General features: G+C 62.7%; 23 protein-coding genes and 3 tRNA genes. 18 read left to right on the top strand and 8 right to left on the bottom strand.

Features of this window, described 5'->3' with window-relative positions:
* Nucleotides 1-3 precede the first annotated feature (3 nt).
* The 6 genes from glyS to LQT98_RS15335 all read left to right on the top strand — a co-directional run bounded on the left by glyS (nucleotide 4) and on the right by LQT98_RS15335 (nucleotide 6,319).
* A complete protein-coding gene (glyS, locus tag LQT98_RS15360; protein ID WP_231463319.1) occupies nucleotides 4-2,064 on the top strand; it encodes a glycine--tRNA ligase subunit beta in 2,061 nt (686 codons plus the stop codon).
* A 51-nt stretch (nucleotides 2,065-2,115) separates the two neighbouring features.
* The gene (gene gmhB / locus LQT98_RS15355) at nucleotides 2,116-2,661 is read left to right on the top strand and encodes a D-glycero-beta-D-manno-heptose 1,7-bisphosphate 7-phosphatase (protein ID WP_048411188.1); all 546 of its coding nucleotides are present in this window, start codon (nucleotides 2,116-2,118) and stop codon (nucleotides 2,659-2,661) included.
* A gap of 26 nt (nucleotides 2,662-2,687) precedes the next feature.
* Nucleotides 2,688-3,464, top strand: coding sequence for a lysophospholipid acyltransferase family protein (locus LQT98_RS15350; RefSeq protein ID WP_048411187.1), 777 nt, complete (start codon nucleotides 2,688-2,690; stop codon nucleotides 3,462-3,464).
* Nucleotides 3,424-4,134 (top strand): M48 family metallopeptidase, encoded by a 711-nt coding sequence (locus LQT98_RS15345; RefSeq protein WP_231463317.1) that lies wholly within the window; start codon nucleotides 3,424-3,426, stop codon nucleotides 4,132-4,134. The genes LQT98_RS15350 and LQT98_RS15345 overlap by 41 nt, the downstream gene beginning before the upstream one ends.
* 19 nt (nucleotides 4,135-4,153) lie before the next feature.
* Complete coding sequence (gene gloA, locus LQT98_RS15340) at nucleotides 4,154-4,534, top strand: lactoylglutathione lyase (RefSeq protein ID WP_231463350.1); 381 nt, start codon at nucleotides 4,154-4,156, stop codon at nucleotides 4,532-4,534.
* Between the two features lie 375 nt (nucleotides 4,535-4,909).
* Nucleotides 4,910-6,319: a sodium:proton antiporter gene (locus LQT98_RS15335; protein ID WP_231463314.1), complete on the top strand. Its 1,410-nt coding sequence runs from the start codon at nucleotides 4,910-4,912 to the stop codon at nucleotides 6,317-6,319.
* 57 nt (nucleotides 6,320-6,376) lie between these two features.
* Here LQT98_RS15335 and LQT98_RS15330 read toward each other — a convergent pair whose 3' ends face one another.
* Entirely contained in the window at nucleotides 6,377-8,485 is a 2,109-nt protein-coding gene (locus LQT98_RS15330; protein ID WP_231463312.1) for a multicopper oxidase family protein, read from the bottom strand.
* Between the two features lie 226 nt (nucleotides 8,486-8,711).
* On the opposite strand from LQT98_RS15330, the gene mpl reads away from it, so the two are divergent.
* Nucleotides 8,712-10,091, top strand: a complete 1,380-nt coding sequence (gene mpl, locus LQT98_RS15325) for a UDP-N-acetylmuramate:L-alanyl-gamma-D-glutamyl-meso-diaminopimelate ligase (protein ID WP_231463310.1) — start codon at nucleotides 8,712-8,714, stop codon at nucleotides 10,089-10,091.
* 63 nt (nucleotides 10,092-10,154) lie between these two features.
* Here mpl and LQT98_RS15320 read toward each other — a convergent pair whose 3' ends face one another.
* Together LQT98_RS15320 and aceA are read right to left on the bottom strand one after the other, a co-directional pair.
* Entirely contained in the window at nucleotides 10,155-10,709 is a 555-nt protein-coding gene (locus tag LQT98_RS15320) for a flavodoxin family protein (protein ID WP_048411184.1), read from the bottom strand.
* A 202-nt stretch (nucleotides 10,710-10,911) separates the two neighbouring features.
* Entirely contained in the window at nucleotides 10,912-12,210 is a 1,299-nt protein-coding gene (gene aceA / locus LQT98_RS15315; RefSeq protein ID WP_048411183.1) for an isocitrate lyase, read from the bottom strand.
* Between the two features lie 461 nt (nucleotides 12,211-12,671).
* Here aceA and grpE point away from each other — a divergent pair, with 461 nt between their 5' ends.
* The 6 genes from grpE (at nucleotide 12,672) to LQT98_RS15285 (ending at nucleotide 19,722) form a co-directional block, all read left to right on the top strand.
* Entirely contained in the window at nucleotides 12,672-13,220 is a 549-nt protein-coding gene (grpE, locus tag LQT98_RS15310) for a nucleotide exchange factor GrpE (protein WP_048411182.1), read from the top strand.
* Nucleotides 13,221-13,336: 116 nt separating this feature from the next.
* Nucleotides 13,337-15,268 (top strand): molecular chaperone DnaK, encoded by a 1,932-nt coding sequence (gene dnaK / locus LQT98_RS15305; protein WP_048411181.1) that lies wholly within the window; start codon nucleotides 13,337-13,339, stop codon nucleotides 15,266-15,268.
* Nucleotides 15,269-15,413: 145 nt separating this feature from the next.
* On the top strand, nucleotides 15,414-16,544 hold the full coding sequence (gene dnaJ / locus LQT98_RS15300) for a molecular chaperone DnaJ (RefSeq protein WP_048411180.1): 1,131 nt from the start codon (nucleotides 15,414-15,416) through the stop codon (nucleotides 16,542-16,544).
* Between the two features lie 274 nt (nucleotides 16,545-16,818).
* Nucleotides 16,819-18,318, top strand: coding sequence for an alanine/glycine:cation symporter family protein (locus tag LQT98_RS15295; protein WP_231463308.1), 1,500 nt, complete (start codon nucleotides 16,819-16,821; stop codon nucleotides 18,316-18,318).
* Between the two features lie 152 nt (nucleotides 18,319-18,470).
* Nucleotides 18,471-19,475 (top strand): porphobilinogen synthase, encoded by a 1,005-nt coding sequence (gene hemB, locus LQT98_RS15290; protein ID WP_048411178.1) that lies wholly within the window; start codon nucleotides 18,471-18,473, stop codon nucleotides 19,473-19,475.
* Nucleotides 19,476-19,536: 61 nt separating this feature from the next.
* On the top strand, nucleotides 19,537-19,722 hold the full coding sequence (locus LQT98_RS15285; RefSeq protein WP_231463306.1) for a hypothetical protein: 186 nt from the start codon (nucleotides 19,537-19,539) through the stop codon (nucleotides 19,720-19,722).
* Here LQT98_RS15285 and LQT98_RS15280 read toward each other — a convergent pair.
* Entirely contained in the window at nucleotides 19,719-20,498 is a 780-nt protein-coding gene (locus LQT98_RS15280) for a DODA-type extradiol aromatic ring-opening family dioxygenase (RefSeq protein WP_231463304.1), read from the bottom strand. The genes LQT98_RS15285 and LQT98_RS15280 overlap by 4 nt on opposite strands.
* Nucleotides 20,499-21,092: 594 nt before the next feature.
* Nucleotides 21,093-22,079, bottom strand: coding sequence for a recombination-associated protein RdgC (locus LQT98_RS15275; protein ID WP_231463302.1), 987 nt, complete (start codon nucleotides 22,077-22,079; stop codon nucleotides 21,093-21,095).
* 94 nt (nucleotides 22,080-22,173) lie between these two features.
* Here LQT98_RS15275 and LQT98_RS15270 point away from each other — a divergent pair.
* The 4 genes from LQT98_RS15270 (at nucleotide 22,174) to LQT98_RS15255 (ending at nucleotide 23,705) form a co-directional block, all read left to right on the top strand.
* A tRNA-Pro gene (locus tag LQT98_RS15270) sits at nucleotides 22,174-22,250 on the top strand.
* A gap of 82 nt (nucleotides 22,251-22,332) precedes the next feature.
* A tRNA-Pro gene (locus LQT98_RS15265) sits at nucleotides 22,333-22,409 on the top strand.
* Nucleotides 22,410-22,563: 154 nt separating this feature from the next.
* Nucleotides 22,564-22,639 (top strand) — tRNA-Thr (locus LQT98_RS15260).
* A gap of 316 nt (nucleotides 22,640-22,955) precedes the next feature.
* Entirely contained in the window at nucleotides 22,956-23,705 is a 750-nt protein-coding gene (locus LQT98_RS15255) for a class I SAM-dependent methyltransferase (protein ID WP_231463300.1), read from the top strand.
* Between the two features lie 51 nt (nucleotides 23,706-23,756).
* On the opposite strand, the gene LQT98_RS15250 is transcribed toward LQT98_RS15255, so the two are convergent.
* The 3 genes from LQT98_RS15250 to tadA are packed head-to-tail and all read right to left on the bottom strand — an operon-like array spanning nucleotide 23,757 to nucleotide 25,559.
* The gene (locus tag LQT98_RS15250) at nucleotides 23,757-24,170 is read right to left on the bottom strand and encodes a DUF2721 domain-containing protein (protein ID WP_048411173.1); all 414 of its coding nucleotides are present in this window, start codon (nucleotides 24,168-24,170) and stop codon (nucleotides 23,757-23,759) included.
* Nucleotides 24,170-24,829 (bottom strand): L,D-transpeptidase, encoded by a 660-nt coding sequence (locus LQT98_RS15245; protein ID WP_231463298.1) that lies wholly within the window; start codon nucleotides 24,827-24,829, stop codon nucleotides 24,170-24,172. Before LQT98_RS15245 ends, LQT98_RS15250 begins: the two co-directional genes overlap by 1 nt.
* Nucleotides 24,830-24,833: 4 nt before the next feature.
* A complete protein-coding gene (gene tadA / locus LQT98_RS15240) occupies nucleotides 24,834-25,559 on the bottom strand; it encodes a tRNA adenosine(34) deaminase TadA (RefSeq protein WP_231463296.1) in 726 nt (241 codons plus the stop codon).
* A 109-nt stretch (nucleotides 25,560-25,668) separates the two neighbouring features.
* Between tadA and LQT98_RS15235 the strand changes: the two genes are divergently transcribed.
* Nucleotides 25,669-26,043 (top strand): hypothetical protein (locus LQT98_RS15235; protein ID WP_231463294.1); only part of this gene is annotated, 375 nt, incomplete at its 3' end.

Here is a 26,043-nt window from a genome sequence, read left to right as displayed (position 1 = left end):
AATATGAACCAGACATTGCTGATTGAGCTGCTCACCGAGGAGCTGCCGCCCAAAGCGCTGGAAAAGCTGGCCGCCAGTTTTGCCCAGACCATAGGCGACGAATTGAAGAAAATGCAGTTCGCGCCGGCCGACGCCGAAGCAACGGTCTACGCCTCGCCGCGCCGCCTGGCGGTGCAGCTGGCCAATGTGGCCGCCTTGCAGCCGGACCAAAAGGTCACCCGCAAGGGCCCGGCGGTGGCCGCCGGCATGAAGGACGGCCAGCCGACGCCGGCGCTGGCCGGTTTCGCCCGCTCCTGCGGCGTGGAGGTGTCCGCGCTGTCCACCATGAGCGACGGCAAGCAGGACGTGTATGCCTATGAGAGCGTCAAGCAAGGCCAGCCGCTGGCCGCGGTATTGGCCGACGTGGTGGCGCTGGCGCTGAAAAAGCTGCCGGCGCCCAAGCTGATGCGCTGGGGCAGCCTGGATGTGCAGTTCGTGCGCCCGGTACACGGTCTGATCATGTTGCACGGCGACGCGGTGGTGCCGGGCGAGGTGCTGGGCCTGCACAGCGGCCAGCGCACCCGCGGTCATCGCTTCCTGTCCCAGGGCGAGGTGACGGTGGCCAATGCCGACGCCTATGCCCGTACCCTGCATGAATCCGGCAAGGTGGTGGCCAGTTTCGACGCGCGTCGCGAGCTGATCCGCCACAAGCTGGCCGAGGCCGCCGCCCGCCTGAACGCCACCATCGCCGCGCCGGACGCCTTGTTCGACGAGGTGACCGGCCTGGTGGAGTGGCCGGTGGTGCTGGAGGCCGGCTTCGAGGCCGAATTCCTGCGCGTGCCGCAGGAGTGTCTGATCCTGACCATGCAGCAGAACCAGAAGTATTTCCCGCTGCTGGACGCGTCCGGCAAGCTGATGAACCGCTTCCTGCTGGTGTCCAATCTGGAAACCGCGGACCCGTCCTTCATCGTCGGCGGCAATGAGCGCGTGCTGCGCGCGCGCCTGTCCGACGCCAAGTTCTTCTTCGAGCAGGACCAGAAGGCGCGGCTGGACAGCCGCTTGCCGCGTCTGGCCAATGTGGTCTACCACAATAAGATCGGTTCGCAGCTGGAGCGCGTCGAGCGCCTGCAGAGCATCGCCGGCGCCATCGCCCATGAACTGGGCGCCGACGCCGCGCTGGCCGCCCGCGCCGCCTACCTGGCCAAGGCCGATCTGGTGTCCGACATGGTGGGCGAATTCCCCGAATTGCAGGGCGTGATGGGCATGTACTACGCCCAGCTCGACGGCGAGCACGCCGAAGTGGCCGCCGCCATCGAAGGCCATTACCACCCGCGCTTCGCCGGCGACACGCTGCCGGAAGGCAAGATCGCCACCGCGGTGGCGTTGGCGGACAAGCTGGAAACCATCGTCGGCATCTGGGGCATCGGCCTGATCCCCACCGGCGACAAGGATCCGTTCGCCTTGCGCCGCGCCGCGCTGGGCGTGGTGCGCATGGCGTTGGACGCGGACCTGGACCTGAAGGCGCTGCTGAACATCGTCGCCGCCGCCTTCCCGGCCGGCAAGCTGTCCGCCGCCGTGGCCGACGAGGTGTTCGGCTTCATGATGGACCGCCTGAAGAACTTCCTCGCCGCCGATTACAAGGGCGACGAGATCGACGCGGTGCTGGCGCTCTCGCCCAGCCGGCTGGCGGAAGTACGCGCGGTGTTGTCCGCCGTCGCCGCTTTCAAGGCGCTGCCGGAAGCGGCCGCGCTGGCCGCCGCCAACAAGCGGGTGAAGAACATCCTGAAAAAGGCCGAAGGCGAAGTGGGCGCGGTGAATCCGGCGCTGCTGAGCGAAGCGGCCGAGCAGGCGCTGTTCGCCGCCGTCGAGCAGTTGGCGCCGCAGGTGGACGATAAGTTCGCCGCCCGCGATTTCGCCGCCGCGCTGACCCAGCTGGCCTCGCTGCGCGCGCCGGTGGACGCTTTCTTCGACGGCGTGATGGTGATGGCGGACGACGCCGCGGTGCGCAACAACCGCATCGCCCTGCTGGCGCGGCTGGCCGGCTTGTTCAACCGCGTGGCCGACATTTCGCTGCTGGCGGAGTAATCCCACGGGGCGGCTCAGGCCGCCCCGGCATGTTCCAGACGGGGAAAAACCGTGAAACTAGTCATTCTCGACCGCGATGGCGTGATCAATCAGGACCGCGACGATTTCGTCAAATCGCCGGCGGAATGGGTGCCGATCGAGCATAGCCTGGAGGCGATCGCCAATCTGACCCAGTCCGGCTGGCGCGTGGTGGTGGCCACCAATCAATCCGGCATCGGCCGCGGCCTGTTCGACGTGCAGGCGCTCAACGCCATGCACGAGAAGATGCACCGGCTGGTGGGGCAGGCCGGCGGGCGCATCGACGCGGTGCTGTTCTGTCCGCACGGCCCCAGCGCCGGCTGCGATTGCCGCAAGCCGCTGCCGGGCATGGTGCTGGAGATCGCCGAGCGCTTCAATGTGAAGCTGGACGGCTTGCCGCTGATCGGCGACAGCCGCCGCGATCTGGAATCGGTGGCGGCGGTGGGTGGCCTGCCCATCCTGGTCAAGACCGGCAAGGGCGCCAAGACGCTGGCCGACGGCGAGCTGCCGGCCGGCACCCTGGTGTTCAACGATTTGTACGATGCCGCGGAATATTTGATCGATTCGCGCGAGCGCTGATTTTTGATAAGGATACTTTCCCAAGCATGCTGAGTTTATGGCTTCGTAATCTGCTGTACTGGCTGGTGCTGATCGTGATCACGCCGCTGTTCTTCTTCCTGCTGCTGCTGTCGGCGCCGCTGCCGCGCCGCGCGCGCCATGTGTTCGGCGTCAGTTGGGCGCAGAGCCTGCTGTGGATGCTGGAGCATGTGATCGGCCTGAAATACAAGGTGCTGGGCGCGGAGAATATTCCGGATCAGCCCTCGGTGATCTGCTCCAAGCACCAGTCCGGCTGGGAAACGCTGGCCTTGCAGAAGATCTTTCCGTGGCAGGTGTACGTGGCCAAGCGCGAGCTGACCTGGATTCCGGTGTTCGGCTGGGGCCTGGTGCTGATGAACCCCATCATCATCAACCGTTCCGACCGCGCCAACGCCAACCAGCGCCTGCTGGAGCAGGGGCTGGAGCGCAAGCGCCACCGCTTCTGGATCACGGTCTTCCCGGAAGGCACCCGCACCAAGCCGGGCGTGGTGGGCAAGTACAAGCTGGGCGCGGCGCGCATGGCCAAGCAGTTCGACATGCCGCTGGTGCCGGTGGCGCACAACGCCGGCGAGTTCTGGCCGCGCAACGCCTTCCTGAAATACCCCGGCGAGATCACCGTGGTGGTGGGCAAGCCCATCGTGCCGGATGAGGCGCTGGGGCCGGAGGCGATGATGAAGGATGCCGAGCAGTGGATCGAGGCGCGTCAGCGCGAGATCGGCGGCGTCGGCCCGTTCGCGGACGCGGATGAAAAGCGCAAGCGTCTGGCTGCGTCTGCCGCTGCCTGACGGCGAGGTGGACGTGGTGCTGACCCGGCGTCCGCGCAAGAGCGTGGGCATACGGGTCAGCGCGGGCAGGGTGGAGTTGGTCGCGCATCCGGCGGTCAGCGCCGCCCGGCTGCGCGAAGTCTTGTTCGAACGCCGCGACTGGATCGCCGGCCATGTGGCGCGGCAAAAGCTGGCGCGGCAGCAGGCGGCCGATCTCAGTCAGTTGCGCTGGCAGGGCGAGGCCATGCCCATCGTGCTGACGGCCGGCGCGCGCCGCAGCGCCCGGCTGTTGCCGGAGGGGTTGCTTGTTACCGGTATCGCCGAGGGCGACGCGGCGGGGCTGAAACAGGTGGTATGCCGATTTTTCCAGCGCGAAGCCGCCTTGCGCTTTCCATCGCGGCTGGCGGAACTGGCGCGCGCTTGCCGCCGCCAGCCCAGCGGCCTGCAATTGTCGTCGGCGCGCACGCGCTGGGGCAGTTGCACCGCGGCCGGGGTGATTCGCCTGAATTGGCGCTTGCTGCAAGCGCCGCCGGTGGTGCTGGACTACGTGATCGCCCACGAGCTGGCTCACCTGGAACACATGAACCATTCGCCGGCGTTCTGGGCGGAAACCGCGCGCCTGTACCCGGATTGGCAGACGGCGCGGCGCTGGCTGAAGCAGCACGGCGCCGAGCTGTTCCATTTTGATTGATGAATTAAGGAGAGTGATGATGCGTTTACTGCACACCATGCTGCGAGTGGGCAATCTGGAGCGCTCGCTGGCGTTTTACCAGGAAGTGCTCGATATGAAGTTGCTGCGCCGCCAGGATTACCCGGACGGCCGCTTCACCCTGGCCTTCGTCGGCTACGGCGCCGAAGAAGAACAGACGGTGCTGGAACTGACCCACAACTGGGACACCGAGTCCTATGAGCTGGGCAACGGCTACGGCCATATCGCCATCGAGGTGCCGGACGCTTACGCCGCCTGTGACATGGTGCGCGCCAAGGGCGGCAAGGTCACCCGCGAAGCCGGCCCGATGAAGCACGGCACCACGGTGATCGCCTTCGCCGAAGACCCGGATGGCTACAAGATCGAATTCATCCAGCGCTGAGGCGTTCGGTTCTGCTGACAAGGCCGGTGGCGTCACGCCGCCGGCCTTGTTTCATTAAACGCTTAATTAGCGTGGCAATCGCGCAAAAACGCCTGCTTCCGATACCGGTTTTCCTTGTCCGGGCAGCCCGAGTTATGGGACGATGTAACGCTTTGTAACTGTTCTGATCGAACCAGGCCCATACGGGCGCGCTGGCGCTGTCAGTGCCGTGATCCGGCCTTGGCGGGATGCGGAGCGTCAGCGCAACGGCATCCGGCCGCCGTTGCGCTTCAACAATATCGCCGGAATCCATTCTTTGCATAGAGCCTGTCCAAGGCTGTCTTGGCACAGGCGATGGCGCTTTTATCAATGGGCGTCATGCCCTCGGGAAGATAGATGACCAAAACACTCTTTAGCGCCGCAGCCCTGGCCTTGCTGCCGGCATTGGCGCAAGCCGCCGAGCTGGACGGCGCCACGCTGAGCTTGGCCTGGGGCTTGCCGTTCGCCGGCATTCTGCTGTCCATTGCCTTGTTTCCGATTTTCGCGCCGGGCATCTGGCACCATCATTTCGGCAAGATCACCGCGGTGTGGACCGTGCTGTTCCTGGCGCCCTTCGCCGTGGCTTACGGCCTGGGCACTTCGACGGCGCTGATCGTCCACGCGCTGTTCGCCGAATACATACCCTTCATCGTGCTGCTGTTCTCCTTGTACACCGTGTCCGGCGGCATTCTGGTATGGGGCTCCTTGCACGGCTCGCCCAAGCTCAACACCGCCATTCTGGCGATAGGCACCGCGCTGGCCTCCATCATGGGCACCACCGGCGCGGCGATGCTGCTGATCCGCCCCCTGCTGCGCGCCAATGAAAAGCGCAAGCACAATGTGCACGTGGTGGTGTTCTTCATCTTCCTGGTGGCCAATATCGGCGGCGGCCTGACCCCGCTGGGCGATCCGCCGTTGTTCCTCGGCTTCCTCAAGGGCGTCAGCTTCGGCTGGACGGTGCAGCATATGGCGCTGCCGGTGCTGGTGCTGTCGCTGGCGCTGCTGGCCATCTTCTACGCGCTGGACAGCCATTTCTTCAAGAAGGAAGCGCAGGCGGGCACGCTGCCGGAAATCGACCGTTCCAAGGACAAGCCGATCAAGCTGCACGGCAAGCGCAATCTGTTCCTGCTGGCCGGCATCATCGCCGCGGTGCTGATGTCCGGCATCTGGAAACCGGGCGTGGTGTTCGACATCATGGGCACCCATGTGGAGTTGCAGAACATTGTGCGAGACCTGGCGCTGCTGGCCTTGGCCTTCGCCTCGCTGTGGATCACCCCCAAGCAGGTGCGCGCTGGCAATGAGTTCAACTGGGATCCCATCCTGGAAGTGGGCAAGTTGTTCGCCGGCATCTTCATCACCATCGGTCCGGTGATCGCCATCCTGCGCGCCGGCGCAGACGGCCATCTGGCCAGCCTGGTGCACATGGTGTCCGACGCCAATGGCCAGCCGGTCAACACGATGTATTTCTGGATGACCGGCATCCTGTCCAGCTTCCTGGACAATGCGCCCACCTATCTGGTGTTCTTCAACCTGGCTCACGGCGACGCCCAGGTGCTGATGGGCCCGATGGCGGACACCTTGCTGGCGATCTCCATGGGCGCGGTGTTCATGGGCGCCAATACCTATATCGGCAACGCGCCCAACTTCATGGTCAAGGCCATCGCCGAGCACCGCCATGTGAAGATGCCGAGCTTCTTCGGCTATCTGGGCTGGTCCTGCGCCATCCTGCTGCCCTTGTTCGTGCTGATGACGCTGATCTTCTTCTGAGCCGCTCGTCCGCTGTGAAAAAGCCCGCTGTCGCGGGCTTTTTTCATGGCGGGCCGTTCAGTGATGGCCAAAGGCGGTGCCGCCCCTGCCGTCCGGCAGCGCGATGCGGATATTCTGCATCATGCCCTGGTCCTCGTGATCCAGGATATGGCAATGCAATACGAAGTCGCCGATATAGCGCTCATAGCGGGTGCGGATGGTGATGGTGTAACGGCCGGCCGCGGCAATCTTCGGGTCATTGCTGGCTTCGATGTTTTTCACCCATAAAGTGTCTTTCCAGACGTTTTTCAGGCCGCTGTATTGGGTGTCGCCGGGGTCCATTGAATCCGGTGCGCCTTCCGCGCTGATGTCGCGGCCCTTGGGGTCTACTATCTTGACGATCTGGAACGGGTTGACGTGGATATGGTAGGGATGGCTGACGAAGTCGGAGCGCAGCGTCCACTCGTCCACGCCACCCAGCTTCAGAGTGCGGTCTATGCGTTCGCCGGCATAAGGTTTGCCGTCCACCTGGAAGAAGGCCGACTTGGGCTGCGACACATCGATGTTGAACGTCAGCGTCTGGGTGCCGGTCACTTCCTTGGGGTCTATGTCCGGATGTGGCACAAAGCTGCTCAGCTTCATCCCGCTGCGTAGTTCCGCGCTGACCTTGTTGGCGACAGCGGGCGGAAAGTGCGCGCGGGCGGCGCCGATCAGCACCTCTTGCAACGGACGCGAGGCTTGGCCGGGCGCAACGTCGACAACGCCCAGCAAGCGCGCCGACGGCGCCGAGCGGTCTATGGTGCTGCTGACCTTGACGTCGTTGATCAGGCAGTATTTGCCGGCGCTGGGGAAGGACACCAGCGCGTCCCAGCGATAGCCGGGCTGGAACACCACGCTCTTGCGGGTTTGCACCTTGCCCATGGTCAGGCCGTCGGCGGCGATCAAGGGCAGGTCCAGCTCCGTGTCGCTGCGGCAATAGCGGGTGACGTAATCGTCCATCTGCCTGGCGAACAGGCCGGCCAGCGGCGGCGCGTTGTCGCTGAGGCGGCGCAGTTTCAGATTGATGGTGTCGCGCACGCCGGCGTGCACCATTCTCCAGCGTTCCACGTCGCCGGCCCGCGCTTGGACCATCTTGCCCAAGACCACGCCGTTGATGCTGGTGTAGCGGCCGGATTCTTGCCAGGTCTTGGGTCCGAACTGGTCGTAGCCTTCGATGCCGCCCACGTCGCCGTCGTCGCAGCGGTAGCGCTGATCCTCCTCATTGGGCGGAGTGGCGGTATTGCCGTAAGTCTTGATCATGTCCTTGTATTGTCCGGCCTTGAAGCGGCAGGCGTACTGGATCTGCTGAAACACCAGCACCCGCTCGCGGAAGCCGGCTCCGGCATAGGGTTGTAACAGGGTGTCGATGTCACCGTTCTGCTGCAGGGTGGGTTGCCGCGTGCTGCGCACGATCAGCGCGCCGGCCATGCCGCTGGACACCTGCAGCGCGGTGGAGCCATGGCGGTGGGTGTGATACCAGAATGTGCCGGCGGGGTGGTCTGGCGGAATGTTGTACTCGTACTGGAAGCTGACGCCGGGATTGATGGAGAGCAGCACATTGTCGCTATTGCCGGCCGGATTGATCCAGAGCCCGTGGGTATGCAGATTGGTGCCGTTGAAACAGTGCGGCTGGTTGGCGCTGCCGCCCTGGTCGGTGCAACTGGGGTCGCGGATGGGCTTGCCATCGACGTCGCGGTCCAGCTTGTTGTTCAGGCCGATGCGCACGGTTTGCCCAGGGTAGACCTCGATCAGCGGGGCGATGAAGGGCGTGGCGCTGGGAAGGGAGGAGCTTGGCGGCGCGGCCGAGCTGAGCACGCCGGGCAGGTAGCTGCGTAGCACGACCTTGTCGTAATGGATCTGCCCGGGTCGTTCCAGCGAGGGGTTGCGGATCCAGCCATAGCGATAGCGGATGTCCAGATCGAAGGTGACTTCGCGCGGCGCAGCCTGGGGCTGGCCAAGCTCCAGCGGCGCGTTGAGCAGGGCGGCGGTGTTGAGCGTGCCGAGCCTGGTCTTGGCGGCCTGGTCGGCGGGAGCCGCCAAGAGCCGCGGCGGGTTGTCTATCTGCGGAATATCTTCGCCGTGGCCGGGTGCCGCCAGCACTAGCGCGGCGAGGCCCAGCGGAGCGAGGCGAGCGTTGAGCATTGTCATTTTGGTCTCCGAATGGCCGGGTTTGCCCACGGATAGTTGCGGGCCGGCCAATTCAGCCTAGTTCCATCCATTCGACGGTTGAGCCGAATGTCATGTTTTGTCAGCGCATCCTGATCCGAAGGACAGGCATGGCCGGCCGCGCAGCGGCTTGCGAGCCCGGATGTCGGCGGCGGCCGCTTTCCGGTATGCTTGCCGTTTTGCCGTTTTCAATACGCTGAACCGAATTATGCACATCCATATCCTGGGCATCTGCGGCACCTTCATGGGAGGCATCGCCGCTATCGCCAAACAGGCCGGTCACAAGGTCACCGGCTGCGACGCCAATGTATACCCGCCGATGAGCACCCAGTTGGAAGCCATGGGCATCGAGCTGATCCAGGGCTTCGGCGCGGAGCAGGCCGACATCGGCGCGGACATCTTCGTGGTGGGCAATGTGGTGACGCGCGGCAAGCCGCTGATGGAGGAAATCCTCAATCGCGGGCTGCCTTATATCTCCGGCCCGCAGTGGCTGGCGGAAAACGTGCTCCAGGACCTGTGGGTACTGGCGGTGGCCGGCACCCATGGCAAGACCACCACCAGTTCGATGCTGGCCTGGATTCTGGAGGACGCCGGCCTGGCGCCGGGTTTCCTGATCGGTGGCATTCCGCAGAACTTCGGCGTGTCGGCGCGGCTGCCGGGCGCGCCGCGCCAGGACGCGGCCAGCGTCAGCCCCTTCTTCGTGATCGAGGCTGACGAATACGATACCGCCTTCTTCGACAAGCGCTCCAAGTTTGTCCATTACCGCCCGCGCACCGCGGTGCTGAACAATCTGGAGTTCGACCACGCCGACATCTTCGCCGACCTGGCGGCGATAGAAACCCAGTTCCATCATCTGGTGCGCACGGTGCCGGGCCAGGGCCTGATCGTCAGCAACGGCCGCGAGGCCAGCCTGGATCGAGTATTGGAACGCGGCTGCTGGACGCCGGTGGAGCGCTTCGGCGCGGATGCCGGCTGGCAACTGGGCGCGGCGGAGGCCAACGGCCATTTCGACGTGCTGCTCGACGGCCAGATCCAGGGCCGGGTGCGCTGGGAGCTGATGGGCGAACACAACCGCTTGAACGCGTTGGCGGCGATCGCCGCCGCCCGCCATGTCGGCGTGGCGGTGAGCAGCGCCATCGACGCGCTGTCGCGCTTCCAGAACGTCAAGCGGCGGATGGAGGTGCGCGGCGTAGCGGCCGGCGTCACGGTGTACGACGACTTCGCCCATCATCCCACCGCCATCGCCACCACTCTGGCCGGCCTGCGGCACAAGGTGGGCGGCGAGCGCATCCTGGCGGTGCTGGAGCCGCGTTCCAACACCATGAAGCTGGGCACGATGAAGGCGGCGCTGCCGGCCTCGCTGGCCGATGCCGACCTGGTGTTCTGCTCCGCCGCCAATCTGGGCTGGAATCCCGGCGAGGCCTTGGCCGAGCTGGGCGAGCGCGCGCAGACTTTCGACGATTTCGACGCGCTGCTGCAAGCTGTGGCCGCCGCGGCCCGGCCCGGAGACCATGTGCTGGTGATGAGCAACGGCGGCTTCGGCGGCATTCACCAGAAGTTGCTGGATCAATTGGCCGCACGCGGCTGAGCGCGCGCGCGGGCAAGGAAAAAGGGGGCCATATGGCCCCCTTTGTCTTGTCTAAATTAGCTTTTAGCCGTGCAACTTGCTGGCGATGCCGGCGACACGCTGGCCATAGGCCTTGGCGGTGTCCAGATCGCCTTGCGGGATTTCGTCGACGCTGGCGTCGGACGGCGATTGCACCAGCAGGCCAACCGAACCGCCCAGATTGTTGATGTCCTCGCGGCTGGCGTTCTTGGCGTTGCTGGGCAGCAGGCCCAGGCTGACCCACAGGCCGCCGTGCTGGGAAGCCAGGGTTTGCAGATAGATCAGCGAAACCTGCTTGTCGCCGTTCAGGCTGGCGCTATTGGTGAAGCCGCCGAACACCTTGTCCTGCCAGCCGCGGGTGAACCAGACCTTGGAGCTGGCGTCGGCGAATTTCTTGAATTGCCAGCTCGGGCTGCCCATATAGGTGGGCGAGCCGAAGATGATGGCGTCGGCGTCGTTCAGCAGATCCCAGGCGCCGGCGGGCAGATTGCCCTCGGCGTCGATGGCCAGCAGCTGCGCGCCGGCGCCAGCGGCGACATGCTGGGCCACTTGCTGGGTGTGACCGTAACCGGAGTGATAAACAACGACGACTTTTGCCATGGTGGGATGCCTTCCGCGAATGCGTGAAATAAACGAAGCCCGCGATTGGCGGGCTTCTGCATAGTAGTATTGATGAATTTCCGCATTGAAAAAAGCACCATAAGCTGAATTGATTATTTAGCGGAATTAAATAATCGACACCGACAGCGCAATGAAAAACGCCCACGAAACCGTGGGCGTCCGCGCCTGTATCAGCGGCGGCTCAATGGAATTGCTCTTCCTCGGTGGAGCCGGTTAGCGCGGTGACGCTGGACTGCCCGCCCTGGATCACGGTGGTGACATCGTCGAAGTAGCCGGTGCCCACTTCCTGCTGGTGAGACACGAAGGTGTAACCGCGCTCGCGAGCGGCGAATTCCGGCTCCTGTACTTTCTCGACATAGGCGGACATGCCGCGGGCAACGTAATCTTGTGCCAGATCGTACATGTTGTACCACATATTGTGGATGCCGGCCAAGGTGATGAACTGGTACTTATAGCCCATCGCGCCCAGCTCGCGCTGGAATTTGGCGATGGTGGCGTCGTCCAGGTTCTTCTTCCAGTTGAAGGACGGCGAGCAGTTGTAGGCCAGCAGCTTGCCCGGATGCTTGGCATGCACCGCATCGGCGAACTTGCGCGCGAACTCCAGATCCGGGGTGCCGGTTTCGCACCAGACCAGGTCGGCGTAGTCGGCGTAGGCAATGGCGCGGCTGATAGCCTGCTCCAGGCCCTTCTTGGTCTTGTAGAAGCCTTCGGCGGTGCGCTCGCCGGTCAGGAAGGGGCGGTCGCGCTCGTCGCAGTCGCTGGTCAAGAGATCGGCGGCTTCGGCATCGGTCCGGGCGATCACCAGGGTGGGCACGCCATAGACGTCGGCGGCCAGGCGCGCGGCGATCAGTTTCTGCACTGCTTCCTGGGTCGGTACCAGCACCTTGCCGCCCATGTGGCCGCATTTTTTCACCGAGGCCAACTGGTCCTCGAAGTGAACGCCGCCGGCGCCGGCGCGTATCATCGCCTTCATCAGCTCATAAGCGTTCAGCACGCCGCCGAAACCGGCCTCGGCATCCGCCACGATGGGGGCGAAGTAGTCGATGAAGCCGGCGTCGCCCTGGGCCACGCCCTTGGAATGCTGAATCTCGTCGGCGCGGGTGAAGGCGTTGTTGATGCGCTCTACCACCTTGGGCACCGAATCCACCGGATACAGCGACTGGTCCGGATACATCGCCGAGTATTCATTATTGTCGGCGGCCACTTGCCAGCCGGACAGATAGATGGCCTTGACGCCGGCCTTGACCTGCTGCATGGCCTGACCGCCGGTCAGCGCGCCCAGACAGTTGATGTACGGCTCGCTGTGGAGCAGGCCCCACAGCTTGTCCGCGCCGTTGCGCGCCAACGAGTACTCAATCTGCAGCGAGCCGCGCAGGCGCTCCACATCGGCGGCGCTGTAGCCGCGCTTGATGCCTTTCCAGCGGGGATTCTCGTTCCAGTCTTTCTGGATGGCTGCAATGCGTTGTTCGCGAGTCGTCATGCTAAAACCCTTCTCGATACGTTTCTGTGCGCGCCGGCAGGCGCCGGCGTCCTCATTAAGCGATCTGGCTATCCGGTTTTCCGGATTTTCTTGCGGTCGGCCCTCATGGGGCCGGCTCGGCATGTCCGCCGTGCCAGCCTTGCGGATAGGGGCTGTTCGGGCGGAGCACTTGCGGGTGTGGCTCAATTATTAGCACAAAAAAAAACGCTTGTGTGCAGTGCAGCACAAAGAAAATTGTTGATTTTCAAAAGCTAACAGCAACTTTCCTAAAACGAATATTGCGACTCGCTCAAGCGTTTGCTTTTTGAAAATAAAAGTCCGCAAACGCACATTGGCGTGTTGGCGCCCGCTTGCGGCGTTCTGAAGCCGTTCAGTCGTTTTCAGGACTTGAATTCCACGACGAAGCCCCTACCTTGAGTCGGGACTATTCGTACCGCTGAATCCAAATCCGAGGAATCGCCATGCAGGAAAACCAAAACATCGCGGCTGACGCCGTGGACAATGACAATATCGACGCGACGGTGGCGGAACAGGCTGTGGAGCAAGAACTGAGCCCGGAGCAGCAGCTTGCCGCGCTGAACGCGGAAGTGGCGGAATTGAAGGACGCGCTGCTGCGCGCCCGCGCCGACCAGGAAAACCAGCGCCGCCGCGCGCAGGAGGAACTGGCCTCCGCCCATAAATACGCGATCACCAAGTTCGCCGGCGAGTTGGTGTCGGTGAAGGACTATCTGGAAATGGCGCTGCTGGACCAGAGCGGCCAGATCGACACCCTGAAGATGGGCGTGGACATGACACTGAAGCAGTTGGTGTCCGCCTTCGAAAAGGCGCAGATCAAGGACATCGCGCCCAAGGCCGGCGACAAGCTGGACCCGCACCAGCATCAGGCGATGAGCGCGGAAGAATCCGACGCCGAGCCCAATACCATCGTGCGCGTGATGCAAAAGGGCTATCAGATCGCCGACCGCGTGCTGCGTCCGGCCATGGTCGTGGTTGCCAAGGCAAAAGCATAAAAAAGGCTGGCATGCTCCTCTTGAAATAATGGGCATAGCCAATACCTATTGAGACAACAGGCGGTTGCTATCAAGCAAATGGCCGCCGAAACGAATTGAGATAAAGGAACTTCGACATGGGTAAAATCATTGGTATCGACTTGGGCACCACCAACTCCTGCGTATCGGTAGTGGAGGGTGGCACCCCGAAAGTGATCGAGAACGCCGAAGGCGCTCGCACCACTCCGTCCATCATCGCCTACATGGATGATGGCGAGATCCTGGTCGGCGCGCCGGCCAAACGCCAGGCGGTGACCAACCCGCGCAACACCATTTACGCCGCCAAGCGCCTGATCGGCCGCCGCTTCGAAGACAAGGAAGTGCAGAAGGACATCGACCTGATGCCTTTCGAAATCCTGAAGGCCAAGAACGGCGACGCCTGGGTCAAGGTGCGCGACCAGGAACTGGCTCCGCCGCAACTGTCCGCCGAAGTGCTGCGCAAGATGAAGAAGGCAGCGGAAGACTATCTGGGCGAAGAAGTGACCGAGGCGGTGATCACCGTGCCGGCCTACTTCAACGACAGCCAGCGTCAGGCCACCAAGGACGCCGGCCGCATCGCCGGCCTGGAAGTGAAGCGCATCATCAACGAGCCGACCGCCGCGGCGCTGGCCTTCGGCCTGTCCAAGCAGGAAGGCGACCGCAAGATCGCGGTGTACGACCTGGGCGGCGGCACTTTCGACGTGTCCATCATTGAAATCGCCGACGTGGACGGCGAGCACCAGTTCGAAGTGCTGTCGACCAACGGCGACACCTTCCTGGGCGGCGAAGACTTCGACCAGCGCGTGATCGATTACATCGTGACCGAGTTCAAGCGTGAACAGGGCGTGGATCTGAAGAACGACGTGATGGCGCTGCAGCGTCTGAAGGAAGCGGCGGAAAAGGCCAAGATCGAGCTGTCCAGCGCGACCCAGACTGAAGTGAACCTGCCTTACATCACCATGGACGCGACCGGCCCGAAACACTTGGCGATGAAGATTACCCGCGCCAAGTTCGAAAGCCTGGTGGAAGATCTGGTCGAGCGCTCCATCGAGCCGTGCCGCGTGGCGCTGAAGGATGCCGGCCTGTCGGTCAACGAGATCTCCGACGTGATCCTGGTCGGCGGCCAGACCCGCATGCCGAAAGTGCAGGAAAAAGTTAAGGAGTTCTTCGGCAAGGAGCCGCGCAAGGACGTGAACCCGGACGAAGCCGTGGCCGTTGGCGCCGCGATCCAGGGTTCGGTGCTGTCCGGCGACCGCAAGGACGTGCTGCTCTTGGACGTGACCCCGCTGTCGCTGGGCATTGAAACCCTGGGCGGCGTGATGACCAAGCTGATCCAGAAGAACACCACCATCCCGACCAAGGCGTCGCAGGTGTTCTCCACCGCCGACGACAACCAGACCGCGGTGACCATCCACGTGCTGCAGGGCGAGCGCGAGAAGGCTTCCGCCAACAAGAGCTTGGGCCAGTTCAATCTGGGCGACATTCCGCCGGCGCCGCGCGGCATTCCGCAGATCGAAGTGGAATTCAATATCGACGCCAACGGCATTCTGCACGTGTCGGCCAAGGACAAGGCTTCCGGCAAGCAGGCCAATATCACCATCCAGGCTTCCTCGGGCTTGTCCGAAGCCGAGATCCAGCAAATGGTGAAGGACGCCGAGGCCAATGCCGAGGAAGACAAGAAGCTGCACGAGCTGGTGACCGCCCGCAATCAGGCGGAAGGCCTGATCCACAGCGTGAAGAAATCGCTGGCCGAGCACGGCGACAAGATCGACGCCGCTGAAAAGGCCAAGATCGAAGACGCGGTGAAGGCGGCCGAGGAAGTGGCCAAGAGCGAAGACAAGGCCGCGATCGAAGCCAAGACCGAAGAACTGGCCAAGGCCAGCCAGAAACTGGGCGAAATCATGTACGCCCAGGCTCAGCAGGCTGAAGCCGGCGCCCAGCAGGGCGGCGCGGACGCTCAGGCAGGCAAGCAGGAAGACGGCAATGTCGTCGACGCCGAGTTCGAAGAAGTGAAGAAAGACAAGGCTTAATCGCCAGCCGATGTCTTGACGCCTGATGACCGGGCCGGGCCCGCCGGAGTGTTCCGCGGCCCGGGCCGGTCATTGGCGTATGGTGGCCGGCCGCGCTAGGGGGGCTTGCTTCCCGAGCCGACTGAATTTTGAGAGAGACAGGAACATGTCCAAGAAAGATTACTACGATGTGTTGGGCGTCAATCGCGACGCCTCCGACGACGACATCAAAAAGGCTTACCGCAAGCTGGCGATGAAGTATCACCCGGACCGCAATCCGGACAGCAAGGAAGCGGAAGAGAAGTTCAAAGAGGTCAAGGAAGCCTACGAGATTCTGTCCGATAGCCAGAAGCGCGGCGCTTACGACCAGTTCGGCCACGCCGGCGTGGATCCGCAGGCCGGCGCCGGCGGCGGCGCGGGCTTTGGCGGCTTCGGCGATTTCGCCGACATCTTCAGCGACATCTTCGGCGGCGGCCGCTCCGGCGGCGGTGGCGGCGGCGGGCGTTCCAACGTCTACCGCGGCGCGGATCTGCGCTACAACATGGAAATCTCGCTGGAAGAGGCCGCGCGCGGCTGCGAGAAGCAGATCCGCATTCCCTCGCACGAGGAATGCGAAGTCTGCCACGGCAGCGGCGCCAAGCCCGGCACCCAGCCCAAGACCTGCACCACCTGCGGCGGCCATGGCCAAGTGCGCATGAGCCAGGGCTTCTTCTCCATCCAGCAGACCTGCCCGACCTGCCACGGCACCGGCAAGCAGATTTCCGATCCCTGCACCAGCTGCCACGGCGCGGGCCAGAAGAAGACCAACAAGACGCTGAACGTGAAAATCCCGCCCGGCGTGGACGAAGGCGACCGCATCCGCCTGTCCGGCGAAGGCGAGCCGGGCCAGAACGGCGGCCCGTCCGGCGATCTGTACGTGGTCACCCACATCAAGCCGCACACGGTATTCCAGCGCGACGGCATGGATCTGCATTGCGAGATGCCGATCTCCTTCTCCACCGCGGCGCTGGGCGGCGAGGTGGAAATCCCGACGCTGGACGGCATGGCCAAGGTCAAGATTTCGGCTGAAACCCAGAGCGGGCGTGTTTATCGTTTGCGCGGCAAGGGCGTGAAGGCGGTGCGCGGCACCGAGTACGGTGATCTGCATTGCCATGTGGTGGTGGAAACCCCGGTCAAGCTGACCGAGCGTCAGAAAGAGCTGCTGCGCGAATTCGACGCCATCAGCCAGGGTGATGTCGCCACCCACAATCCGCGCTCCAAGTCCTTCATGGACAAGCTGAAGGACTTCTTCGGCTAAAGCAGGACCAAGCGACGATCTCGGTCGTCGGAGCAAAAACGGCAAGCGTGCGCGCTTGCCGTTTTTTTAATTCCATAGTTTGCACTTGTGGTCAAATGTTTTTAGGTAACCTGTTGTAATGAGCGTTTTTTTAAAATGAATTATCTGGAGGGTTCCAATGTTCGGCCTTATCTTGGTGAGGCTCCGGAACTCCGCTCCGGAGCGAGAACATAAAAATTATCCGGGCCGCCCAGCGTCAGCGCGGTGAGCTTGGCTTCGCTCAAAGGAGAATGTCATGGAAGATTTGGTCAATGCCGTCAACGGCGTCATCTGGAGCCCGGCGCTGATTTACCTGTGCCTGGGCGTGGGGCTTTACCTGTCGGTGCGCACCCGGTTTCTGCAACTGCGCCACTTCAAGGAAATGCTGCGGCTGATGTTCAATACCGAGAGCACCGCCAGCGGCGTGTCCTCGTTTCAGGCGCTGGCGATGACGCTGGCCGGCCGCGTCGGCACCGGCAATATCGCCGGCGTCGCCACCGCGATCACCTTCGGCGGGCCCGGCGCCATTTTCTGGATGTGGATGGTGGCCTTCCTCGGCGCCAGCTCCGCTTTCGTTGAATCGACGCTGGGTCAGGTCTACAAGGAAAAGATCGATGGCCAGTACCGCGGCGGTCCGGCCTTCTACATCGAAAAGGGCCTGGGCCAGAAATGGTATGCCTGGCTGTTCGCCATCACCACCATCATCGCCACCGGGGTGCTGCTGCCGGGGGTGCAGGCCAATTCCATCGCCGCCTCGCTGGACAATGCCTTCGGCATCGCGCCCACCGTCACCGCGGCGGTGTTGGCCATCATCCTGGGCTTCATCATTTTCGGCGGGGTCAAGCGCATCGCGCTGTTCGCCGGCGCGGTGGTGCCGTTCATGGCGCTGGGCTACATCATCGTCGCCTGCGTGATCATCGCGCTGAATATCGAGCAACTGCCCGGCGTGATGGCGCTGGTGCTGAAAAGCGCGTTTGGCATGGAGGCCGGTTTCGGCGCCATCCTGGGCCTGGCGATTCAGTGGGGGGTGAAGCGCGGCGTGTATTCGAATGAGGCCGGCCAGGGCACCGGCCCGCACGCGTCCAGCGCCGCGGCGGTGTCGCATCCGGCCAAGCAGGGCCTGGTGCAGGCCTTCTCGGTCTATATCGACACCTTGTTCGTTTGTTCCGCCACCGCCTTCATGCTGCTGATTACCGGCCAGTACAATGTGCAGGGCCCGGCGGGCCAGGCGATGTACACCGGCATCGCCGGCGTGGCGGCGGGGCCGGGCTATGTGCAGATCGCGATGGAAAGCATCATGCCGGGCTTCGGTTCCATCTTTGTCGCGCTGGCGCTGTTCTTCTTCGCCTTCACCACCATCGTCGCCTATTACTACATCGCGGAAACCAATATCGCCTACATCAACCGCAAGGTGAATCAGCCGTGGCTGAGCTTTGTGTTGAAGATCGCCCTGATGGCGGCGACCGTGTATGGCACGGTCAAAACCGCGGACCTGGCCTGGGGCTTGGGCGATATTGGCGTCGGCCTGATGGCCTGGCTCAACATCATCGCCATCATCCTGCTGCAAAAGCCTGCGCTGGCCTGTCTGCGCGACTACGAGGCACAGCAGGCGCGGGGTCTGGATCCGGTGTTCCATCCGGAAAAGCTAGGCATCGTCAATGCCGCCTACTGGGAAGGACGGCGCGCGGAAGAAAACCTGGCGGCGGAACAGGCTGCACAGGCCGTTCCCGGCAAGCCGGATCCGCGCCAGATCTGAGTTTGGCCATGCCTGGAGGCGGGCGCGCCGGCAAGATCCGGCGCCGCCCGCCGTGCCGAATACAGAACACTCTGTTTCGGCGCAGGCTGTGCGCTGCGGGCTGGCGGCAACAGGCGTACAATGGCCGGGCTAATCCTTTCAATGGAATTGTCATGATTTTTGCCAATCGCTATTTCCCCGCCACTCGCATGCGCCGCATGCGCAAAGATGAATTCTCCCGCCGCCTGATGCGTGAAAACGTGTTGACCGCCAATGACCTGATCTATCCGGTATTCGTGATGGAAGGGCAGAACCGGGTGGTGGAAGTGCCGTCCATGCCGGGCGCGCCGCGCCAGACCCTGGACAAGCTGCTCTACACCGCCGAACAGGCGTTGGAACTGGGTATTCCGATGCTGTCGCTATTCCCGGTGATAGAGTCGGGCAAGGACAATGACGCGCAAGAGGCTTACAACCCGGAGGGGTTGGTGCCAACCGTGGTGCGAGAGCTGAAGAAGCGCTTTCCGGAACTGGGCGTGATGACCGATGGCGCGCTGGACCCCTACACCATTCACGGCCAGGACGGCGTGATCGACGACAGCGGCTATGTGCTCAACGACGAGACCACTGAAATCCTGATCAAGCAAGGCCTCTGTCATGCCGAGGCCGGCGTCGACATGTTCGGCCCGTCCGACATGATGGACGGCCGCATCGGCGCGATTCGCCAGGCCTTCGAGGAAGAAGGTTATATCCACACCAAGATCCTGGCGTATTCCGCCAAGTACTCCTCCGGTTTCTACGGCCCGTTCCGCGATGCGCTGGGCTCGTCCGGCAATCTGGGCAAGGCCGACAAGAACAACTACCAGATGGACCCCGCCAATCTGGACGAAGCGATTCAGGAAGTGGCGCAGGATCTGGAAGAGGGCGCCGATGCGGTGATGATCAAGCCGGGCATGCCGTATCTGGATGTGATTCGCCGCGTCAAGGACACGTTCCGGGTGCCGACCTTCGCCTACCAGGTGTCGGGCGAATACGCGATGCTGAAGGCGGCGTTCCAGAACGGCTGGCTGAACGAGGAAAAGTGCATGCTGGAAAGCCTGATCGCGTTCAAGCGCGCGGGCGCGGACGGCATTCTGACTTACTTCGCGCTGGACGCGGCGCGCTTGCTGCGCCAGCGTTGAGCGTCGGCGCTCAAGCTATCGCGCCCCGGCTTGGACCGGGGCGTTTTGCATTGGAGCGGACATGGATTTGATGCATTCCACGCTGTTCTGGATCCTCATCGCCGCCGCGCCGGCGGTGACGGCGCTGGGCATTCTGATCCGCTTGGCCAGGCGCGAGCCGCCGCCGGGTCTGCCGCCCGGCGTCAAGCCGCTGGGCTGGGACGATGAGAATCAGGACGACGACGCGCCGCCGGCGGCGGGCGGCTAGTCGAAGCGCCAGCAGGCCATGGACAGATTGCCCATGCGCCAGTCGTCGTGCAGCTTGCTGGCCGTGGCACCGGCACCGCCGGCGCCCAGCGCGATCCACAGCGGAGCGATGTGTTCGTCGCTGGGGTGGTTGTGGCGCGGATAAGGCGCTTGCTGCAGCCAGTCGGCCAGCGCCTGCTGTTCGCCATTCAGCAGCCGCTGGTCCAGCCAGTCGCGGAACGCCAGCGCCCACGGCGCCGGTGCCGAGCCTTCCGGCGCCAGCGCTCGCAGATTGTGGGTGTAGCTGCCGGAGGCGATGATCAGGACGCCCTCCTCGCGCAGCGGACGCAGCGCTTCGCCTATGCGCATCAGCTCAGCGGCCGATGCCTGATGCGGCAGCGACAGGTTGACGATGGGAATGTCGGCCTGCGGATACATCAGCATCAGCGGCGTCCAGGCGCCATGATCCAGTCCGTGCTGTTCGGTGCTCTGCGCCGGCAAGCCTGCGGCGGCGAATAATTCATGCAGGCGCGCGCAGAGCTGGGCATCGGTGCGCGCCGGGTAGCTCAGGCGATACAGGGCCTCGGGAAAGCCGTAGAAGTCGTGAATGGTTTCCGGGCGTGGATTGTGGTTGACCACCAGGCCGCGGGTTTCCCAGTGCGCGGAAACGATGACGATGGCGCGCGGACGCGGCAGTTCCGTTCCCAACTGGGCGATAAAGTGGCGGCTTGGGCTGTCTTCCAGCACCAGGGTGGGGGCGCCGTGCGAAATGAACAGCGCGGGCAGGCGATCGGTCATGGCTGAAGCCTTCATCATTCTAGGGATAGCTTCAGCTTAATACAGCGGTATTCCATGATAAACCGCTATTTGTTGGCTTTATTGTTTACTTATTGGAAATAGTTGGGCTGGGCTTGCTCTGGCATACTTAACCAAGTGATGGCAGGGCTAATGCAGTACTCCGAGCAGAATGAGGCAACCGGAGATGAAAATGGCGAAGCCCAAGCCGCGCCGTAGCTGGTTTTGGCTTGGCGGCGCCTGCCGTTTCAGGCGTTTCAGCTGTTGTCGATACATGGTCATCATGCTCTCCTTTATTGAATGATAATCATTACTGTTTATATGTCAAAGAATATTGCCCTTTGTCGCGCATGCTCGCCAGCGCTTTTATTGCAGCCAGGCGAAACCGGCATATAGCTCCAGCCAGAAGTCCTTCCAGTTTTCCGCTTTCATTTGGGTTTGTCCTTGGATGAGGAGCTCCCAGTATCGACGGCTGCTATCTATTTGTTAAATTGATTGTCTTTCTGGTGATGTTAGCGTGGGGCTATTTTAGAACGACTGGATGCCGCGGCGGGCGGCTAGCCCGCCCGCGCAGAACGCGCGAGCGGGGCGGAGGCATCAACCCCAGGGGACTTCGGCGCCTTCAGCTGCGGCAGGGACGGTGCCTGGCGCGGCCGTCTGCGGCGCGGCAGCGGTCGGGCTCGACGCGTCTTCCAGCCCGCCCAGCGCGGCAACCAGCGCATCCACCAGTTCACCCAATTCCTCGCTCATCAAGGTGAAGGTGGCTTCGAACAGGCTTTCGCGGTCGTCGCCGGCCTGGCTGGCCTCGTCCTGCAACAGGTCTAGGAACTGCAGCCGCTTCAACTGCAGCATATCGGTCAGCTGGAAGCGGATCTTTTCCTGCCAGATCAGGCCGACTCGGGTCACTTGCTTGCCGGTGGCGATGTGCTGGCGGATTTCATCCGCGGTCAGGTCAATGCGCGCGCAGCGCACTACCGCACCGTTTTCGCCGCTGTCCTTGAGTTCGCAATCGGAGTCCAACTCAAAGCCGGCCGGCGCTTCACCGGCCGCCAGCCAGTCCGTCATCGCGGTATGCGGCGCGATCTTGGTGCGCGGCAGCGCGGCGGGGAAGGGCGGCAGCGCTTCGCGCAGCTTGGATACCAGCGCTTCCGCCTTGCTGGCGGCGGCCGAGTCCACCATCAGCCAGCCGCGGCGGGTATCCAGAAAGGCGCTCATCCGGCTGCTGCGCACGAAGGCGCGCGGCAGCAGGTCATCGGTGATCTGTTCTTTCAGCGCCAGCTTTTCCTTGCGGCCGACCTTGCGCAGTTCCTTGTCCTCGATTTCCGCTACCTTGAGTTCGACGAAGTCGCGAATCACCGATGCCGGCAGCACTTTGTCCTCGCGGCGCAGCGACACCATCTGGCAGCCGCGCACGGCGTAGACCGGCGCGTCCAGATGGCCGGCGGCGGGCACCCAGCCCTCGCTGAACCAGTCCAGTCCCATGCAATGCTGGAATGGACGCTTTTCCAGCGCGGCGGAGAGCTGCTCGTTATTCGGAGCGTCGTCTTGATTCAAACGGTAAAAAGATAGTTGCCTAAACCACATATTTGTTCCATAATGCGCGTCCTCTGATGCCACAGATTGTACCGCAGCCAAGACAGCAGCGGGGTGGTTTTCGGATGAGCTTGCAGATGGTCGTCGGAGTGTAGCTTAGCCTGGTAGAGCGCTACGTTCGGGACGTAGAGGCCGGAGGTTCGAATCCTCTCACTCCGACCAGCTGAATAGAAAAAGCTTGTCAGAAAACATCGGATGTAGTAAATTTCTGCTCCTCGGCGCTAGGCGCTGAGTGCAGTAAAAGCGGAGTGTAGCTTAGCCTGGTAGAGCGCTACGTTCGGGACGTAGAGGCCGGAGGTTCGAATCCTCTCACTCCGACCAGATTTAAAACCCTGAATTCATTTATTTGAATTCAGGGTTTTTGCATTGGACGGCAATGAATTTAAACGCGTTGTCGGCAAATGCGTTCCAGCCCTTTTCAAAGCGCAAGAAACTGTTTATTATTACGCGCTCTGCTTCGAGGCGGAAGTGATGTGCCGGTATAGCTCAGTTGGTAGAGCAGCGCATTCGTAATGCGAAGGTCGGGGGTTCGACTCCTCTTACCGGCACCACCCTCTCCTGGCAAAGTCAAAAAGCCCGCTAAAGCGGGCTTTTTGCATGGTGTCTTAATTCTTATTCCAGATATTTTCCATTCCCGCTTGCCTCGCATCCTCCACTGTCTTCGCATTCACCAGCGTTCGCGGACTGGTTACCGCCCTCTTGATATGATATAAGCATTTTCTGGCGGCCGTATTGCGCACGGACGCTAACGGACGGCTTGAGAATACGGGCCGGCTGAAATATATTGTGAACGTCTGTTATGACGAATGGACATGGCAGTGCCGACTGTCATCTAATTGAAAGCTACAGCAATTGTAGAGAGCGAATATGCTATCCAATTCCGTCGCCACTTTCAGCCTGTATTCCGACCTGTACGCCCGGTTTCGGCCGGCCTATCCCGAAGCGCTGTATCAGTGGCTGCTGCCCTTGTGCGCCGCGCATGAGCGGGCGTGGGATTGCGCAACCGGCAATGGTCAAACGGCGGTGCGATTGGGAGACGGTTTCGCGCGCGTGGACGCCACCGATATCAGCTCGGCGCAATTAGGCCAGGCCGAAGCGCATAATCAAGTGTATTACCGCGAATGCCCGGCCGAGGTCACGCCATTCGACGATGCGAGCTTCGATCTGATCACCGTGTCGCAAGCGCTGCACTGGTTCCATTTTCCGTCGTTCTGGCCGGAGGTGGCCCGGGTGCTCAAGCCCGGGGGCGTTTTCGCCGCCTGGGGCTATCATTTGTATCGGGTGTCGCCGGAGGTGGATCGGGCCGCGGCGATTCTGACTTCCATCGTCGAGCCGTTCTGGTCCAGTCGCTGCCAAATTCTTTGGGATGGCTACACGACCGCTGGCTGTCCCTTGCCGCTACTGGACACGCCGGAACTGGCGATTGACTGCGATTGGACGCTGGAGCAATTCCTGGGCTTTCTCAATACCCTGTCCGCCAGTAAGTTGTGCAAACAAACCTTGGGCGAGCACGTACTCGACGATGCTTCCGGCCGCATCGCCCGCGCCTGGGGCGATAGCGGACTGGCGCGCCGCGTCAGCATGCCGTTGAGCCTGCTGGTGGCGCGGCGTCCCTAGCATTAGGCTCTTTCACGGCATCGCTGACGCGCAGCGGACATTGAATCGGCTTTAGCGCCGCTTGTCGTATTCCGCCTGTAGATCGGACAGCAGGATGTTGAGCGCGTCCGAAGAGCGCAGCAGTTCGATCAGCGAAACCGCCAGCGAGCAGATCATGCACAGCAGACTGATGCCGAAGGTCAGCTCTCCCCAGGCTTGCCAGCCGGTATAAACCTGAAACATCGCCACCGTGCACAGAAACAGGCTGGCGATGCCCAGGCACTGCATCCATTTGATCAGGGTGATGCGGGTGCGCAAATTGCCGATCTGGCGCAGGATCTTGGGGTCCTGGCTATCGCGGTATTCCTCGTACAGATTGCGGATGATGCTGGCGAGGCCGAGAAAGCGGTTGGTATAGGCCAGCAGCAGCAGGGAAATGGCGGGAAACAACAGCGCGGGCGTGGTCAGGTTCAGTGCGGAGTGCATCAGGCGTTCTCATCAATCAGGACATCAATGCCATTGTCGGTGGCGTCAAACAATTCGATTACGTCCGGATTCTTCATCCGCACGCAGCCGAGGGAGCTGGGGCTGCCCCAGGGCACGTGTTCCCCGGCGCCATGGATATAAATGGCTCGATTATAACTGTCAACCTCGCCGCCTTGGTTCTTGCCTGGCTCTTCGCCGCACAGCCACAGGATGCGGGTGAGGATCCAGTCCTTGTTCGGATACTGGGCATGCAGTTCCGGCGTGTATTTCCAGGGGGTGACCTTGCGGCGAAAAATAATGGTGTCGGCTTCCACGCCGGCGCCGATGCGCTCGCAAACCCGGTGCCAGCCGCGCGGCGTTTGATAGCTGCCGCTGAGTTCGCCCACGCCCTTGCGGGCGGTGGACACCACGTATTCGCGCTGTTGGCGGCCCCAGCCGTCGTAAAGCTTCAAGGTCTGGCTCTTCACGCCCACCAGAATCCATGGCGCGCCGTAGCGGCGCGCATTGGGGCGCGTCTCCAGCAAGGGCGCGGCAATCTGTTGTCCGGCGGCGAAGGCGGCCACGGCGATGGGGTCGACCTGCGGCAGGACCTGGTCGTCGTCGGCGGCAGCGCCGGCTGCAGCGCTCAACAAGCATAGCGCGAGTAAAAGGCGCGGCATGGCATCAGCCTTTCTGGCGGCGTTGTTGGAAGAAAGCCGTCAAGGGTTGCGCGCAGTCGTCCGCCATCCTGCCGCCGAATACCGCGGCGTGATGGTTGAGCCGACTATTGGCGAACGCGTCCAGCACGCTGCCCGCCGCGCCGGTCTTGGCGTCGGCCGCGCCATAGATCACCCGGGCGATGCGGGCATGCATGATGGCGCCGCTGCACATCAGGCAGGGCTCCAGCGTGACATACAGATCGCAGCCGTCCAGGCGGTAATTGCCCAATGTGGCGGCGGCGTCGCGCAAGGCCAGGATTTCGGCGTGGGCGCTGGGGTCGCGTCGGCTTATAGGTTGATTGTAGCCGCGGCCTATGATTTCACCGTTGCGAACCACGACGGCGCCCACCGGAATCTCATCCAGTGCGGCGGCCTGAGCGGCCAGGTCCAGCGCCTGGGCCAGATAGCGGGCGATATCGGCGTCCGGCGGCGGAGCGATGACCGGGGGGTGTTCCGCCAGTTCTTGCAGCAGCCGTGCCTTGTCATCGGCGCTGAGCTGGTTCCAGTGTATGCCGCGGCAGGCGGCCTCCAGCGCGAACAACAGCTTGCGGGTGGCGGTGTGGCCGCGGCTTTTCAATTGCAGGAAGGCGAGCACGACGCCGCGTCGACGCAGGCCGTCGGCGTCCGTCACGCCGATATCCTGCAGCCAGCCGATGGCGGCGGGGGGAAGCGGAGGAGAAGCTAGCGTCACGTCAGGGATTCTGCGCAAAAAAGGGTGGGAGCGGGCATATCTTGCATGATGTCGATTTTAGCGTAAAGAAAGACCGATTATGGCCGATAAATACGGATACCCATAAGAAATGCCTTATATGTCCGTGATCAAGCCCTTCTCGCCAAATTATGCCGCCGAGTTGTACCGGCGGCCCTCCTCCGCGTCGGCCAGTTCCGCCGCCACGGATCCTAGCCAGGCCGCGGTGGCAGCCGTCGCCGGCGCCAAGCCCAAGGCGGATGACAGCCTGCAGGCCAAGCAAGCCTTGCAGTCCTCGCTGCAGCAAACCCTGGGCAATTATATGCGGCAGTTGAAGGTGGCGTTGAAACCGCTGCCCAAGCGTTCGCCCGAAGTGGACGATATGCAGAAGACGCTGCTGAAGAAGAAGGTGGACATGCTGCTGCAGATGGTGCAGATGGCGGGGCGCGACAAGGCCAGCCTGAAAGCGCTGGCGGCGGAGCTGGCG

This window comes from Chromobacterium aquaticum (assembly GCF_021129195.1).
Lineage (GTDB): Bacteria > Pseudomonadota > Gammaproteobacteria > Burkholderiales > Chromobacteriaceae > Chromobacterium > Chromobacterium aquaticum.
This window is presented reverse-complemented; position numbering and strand designations above follow the sequence as displayed.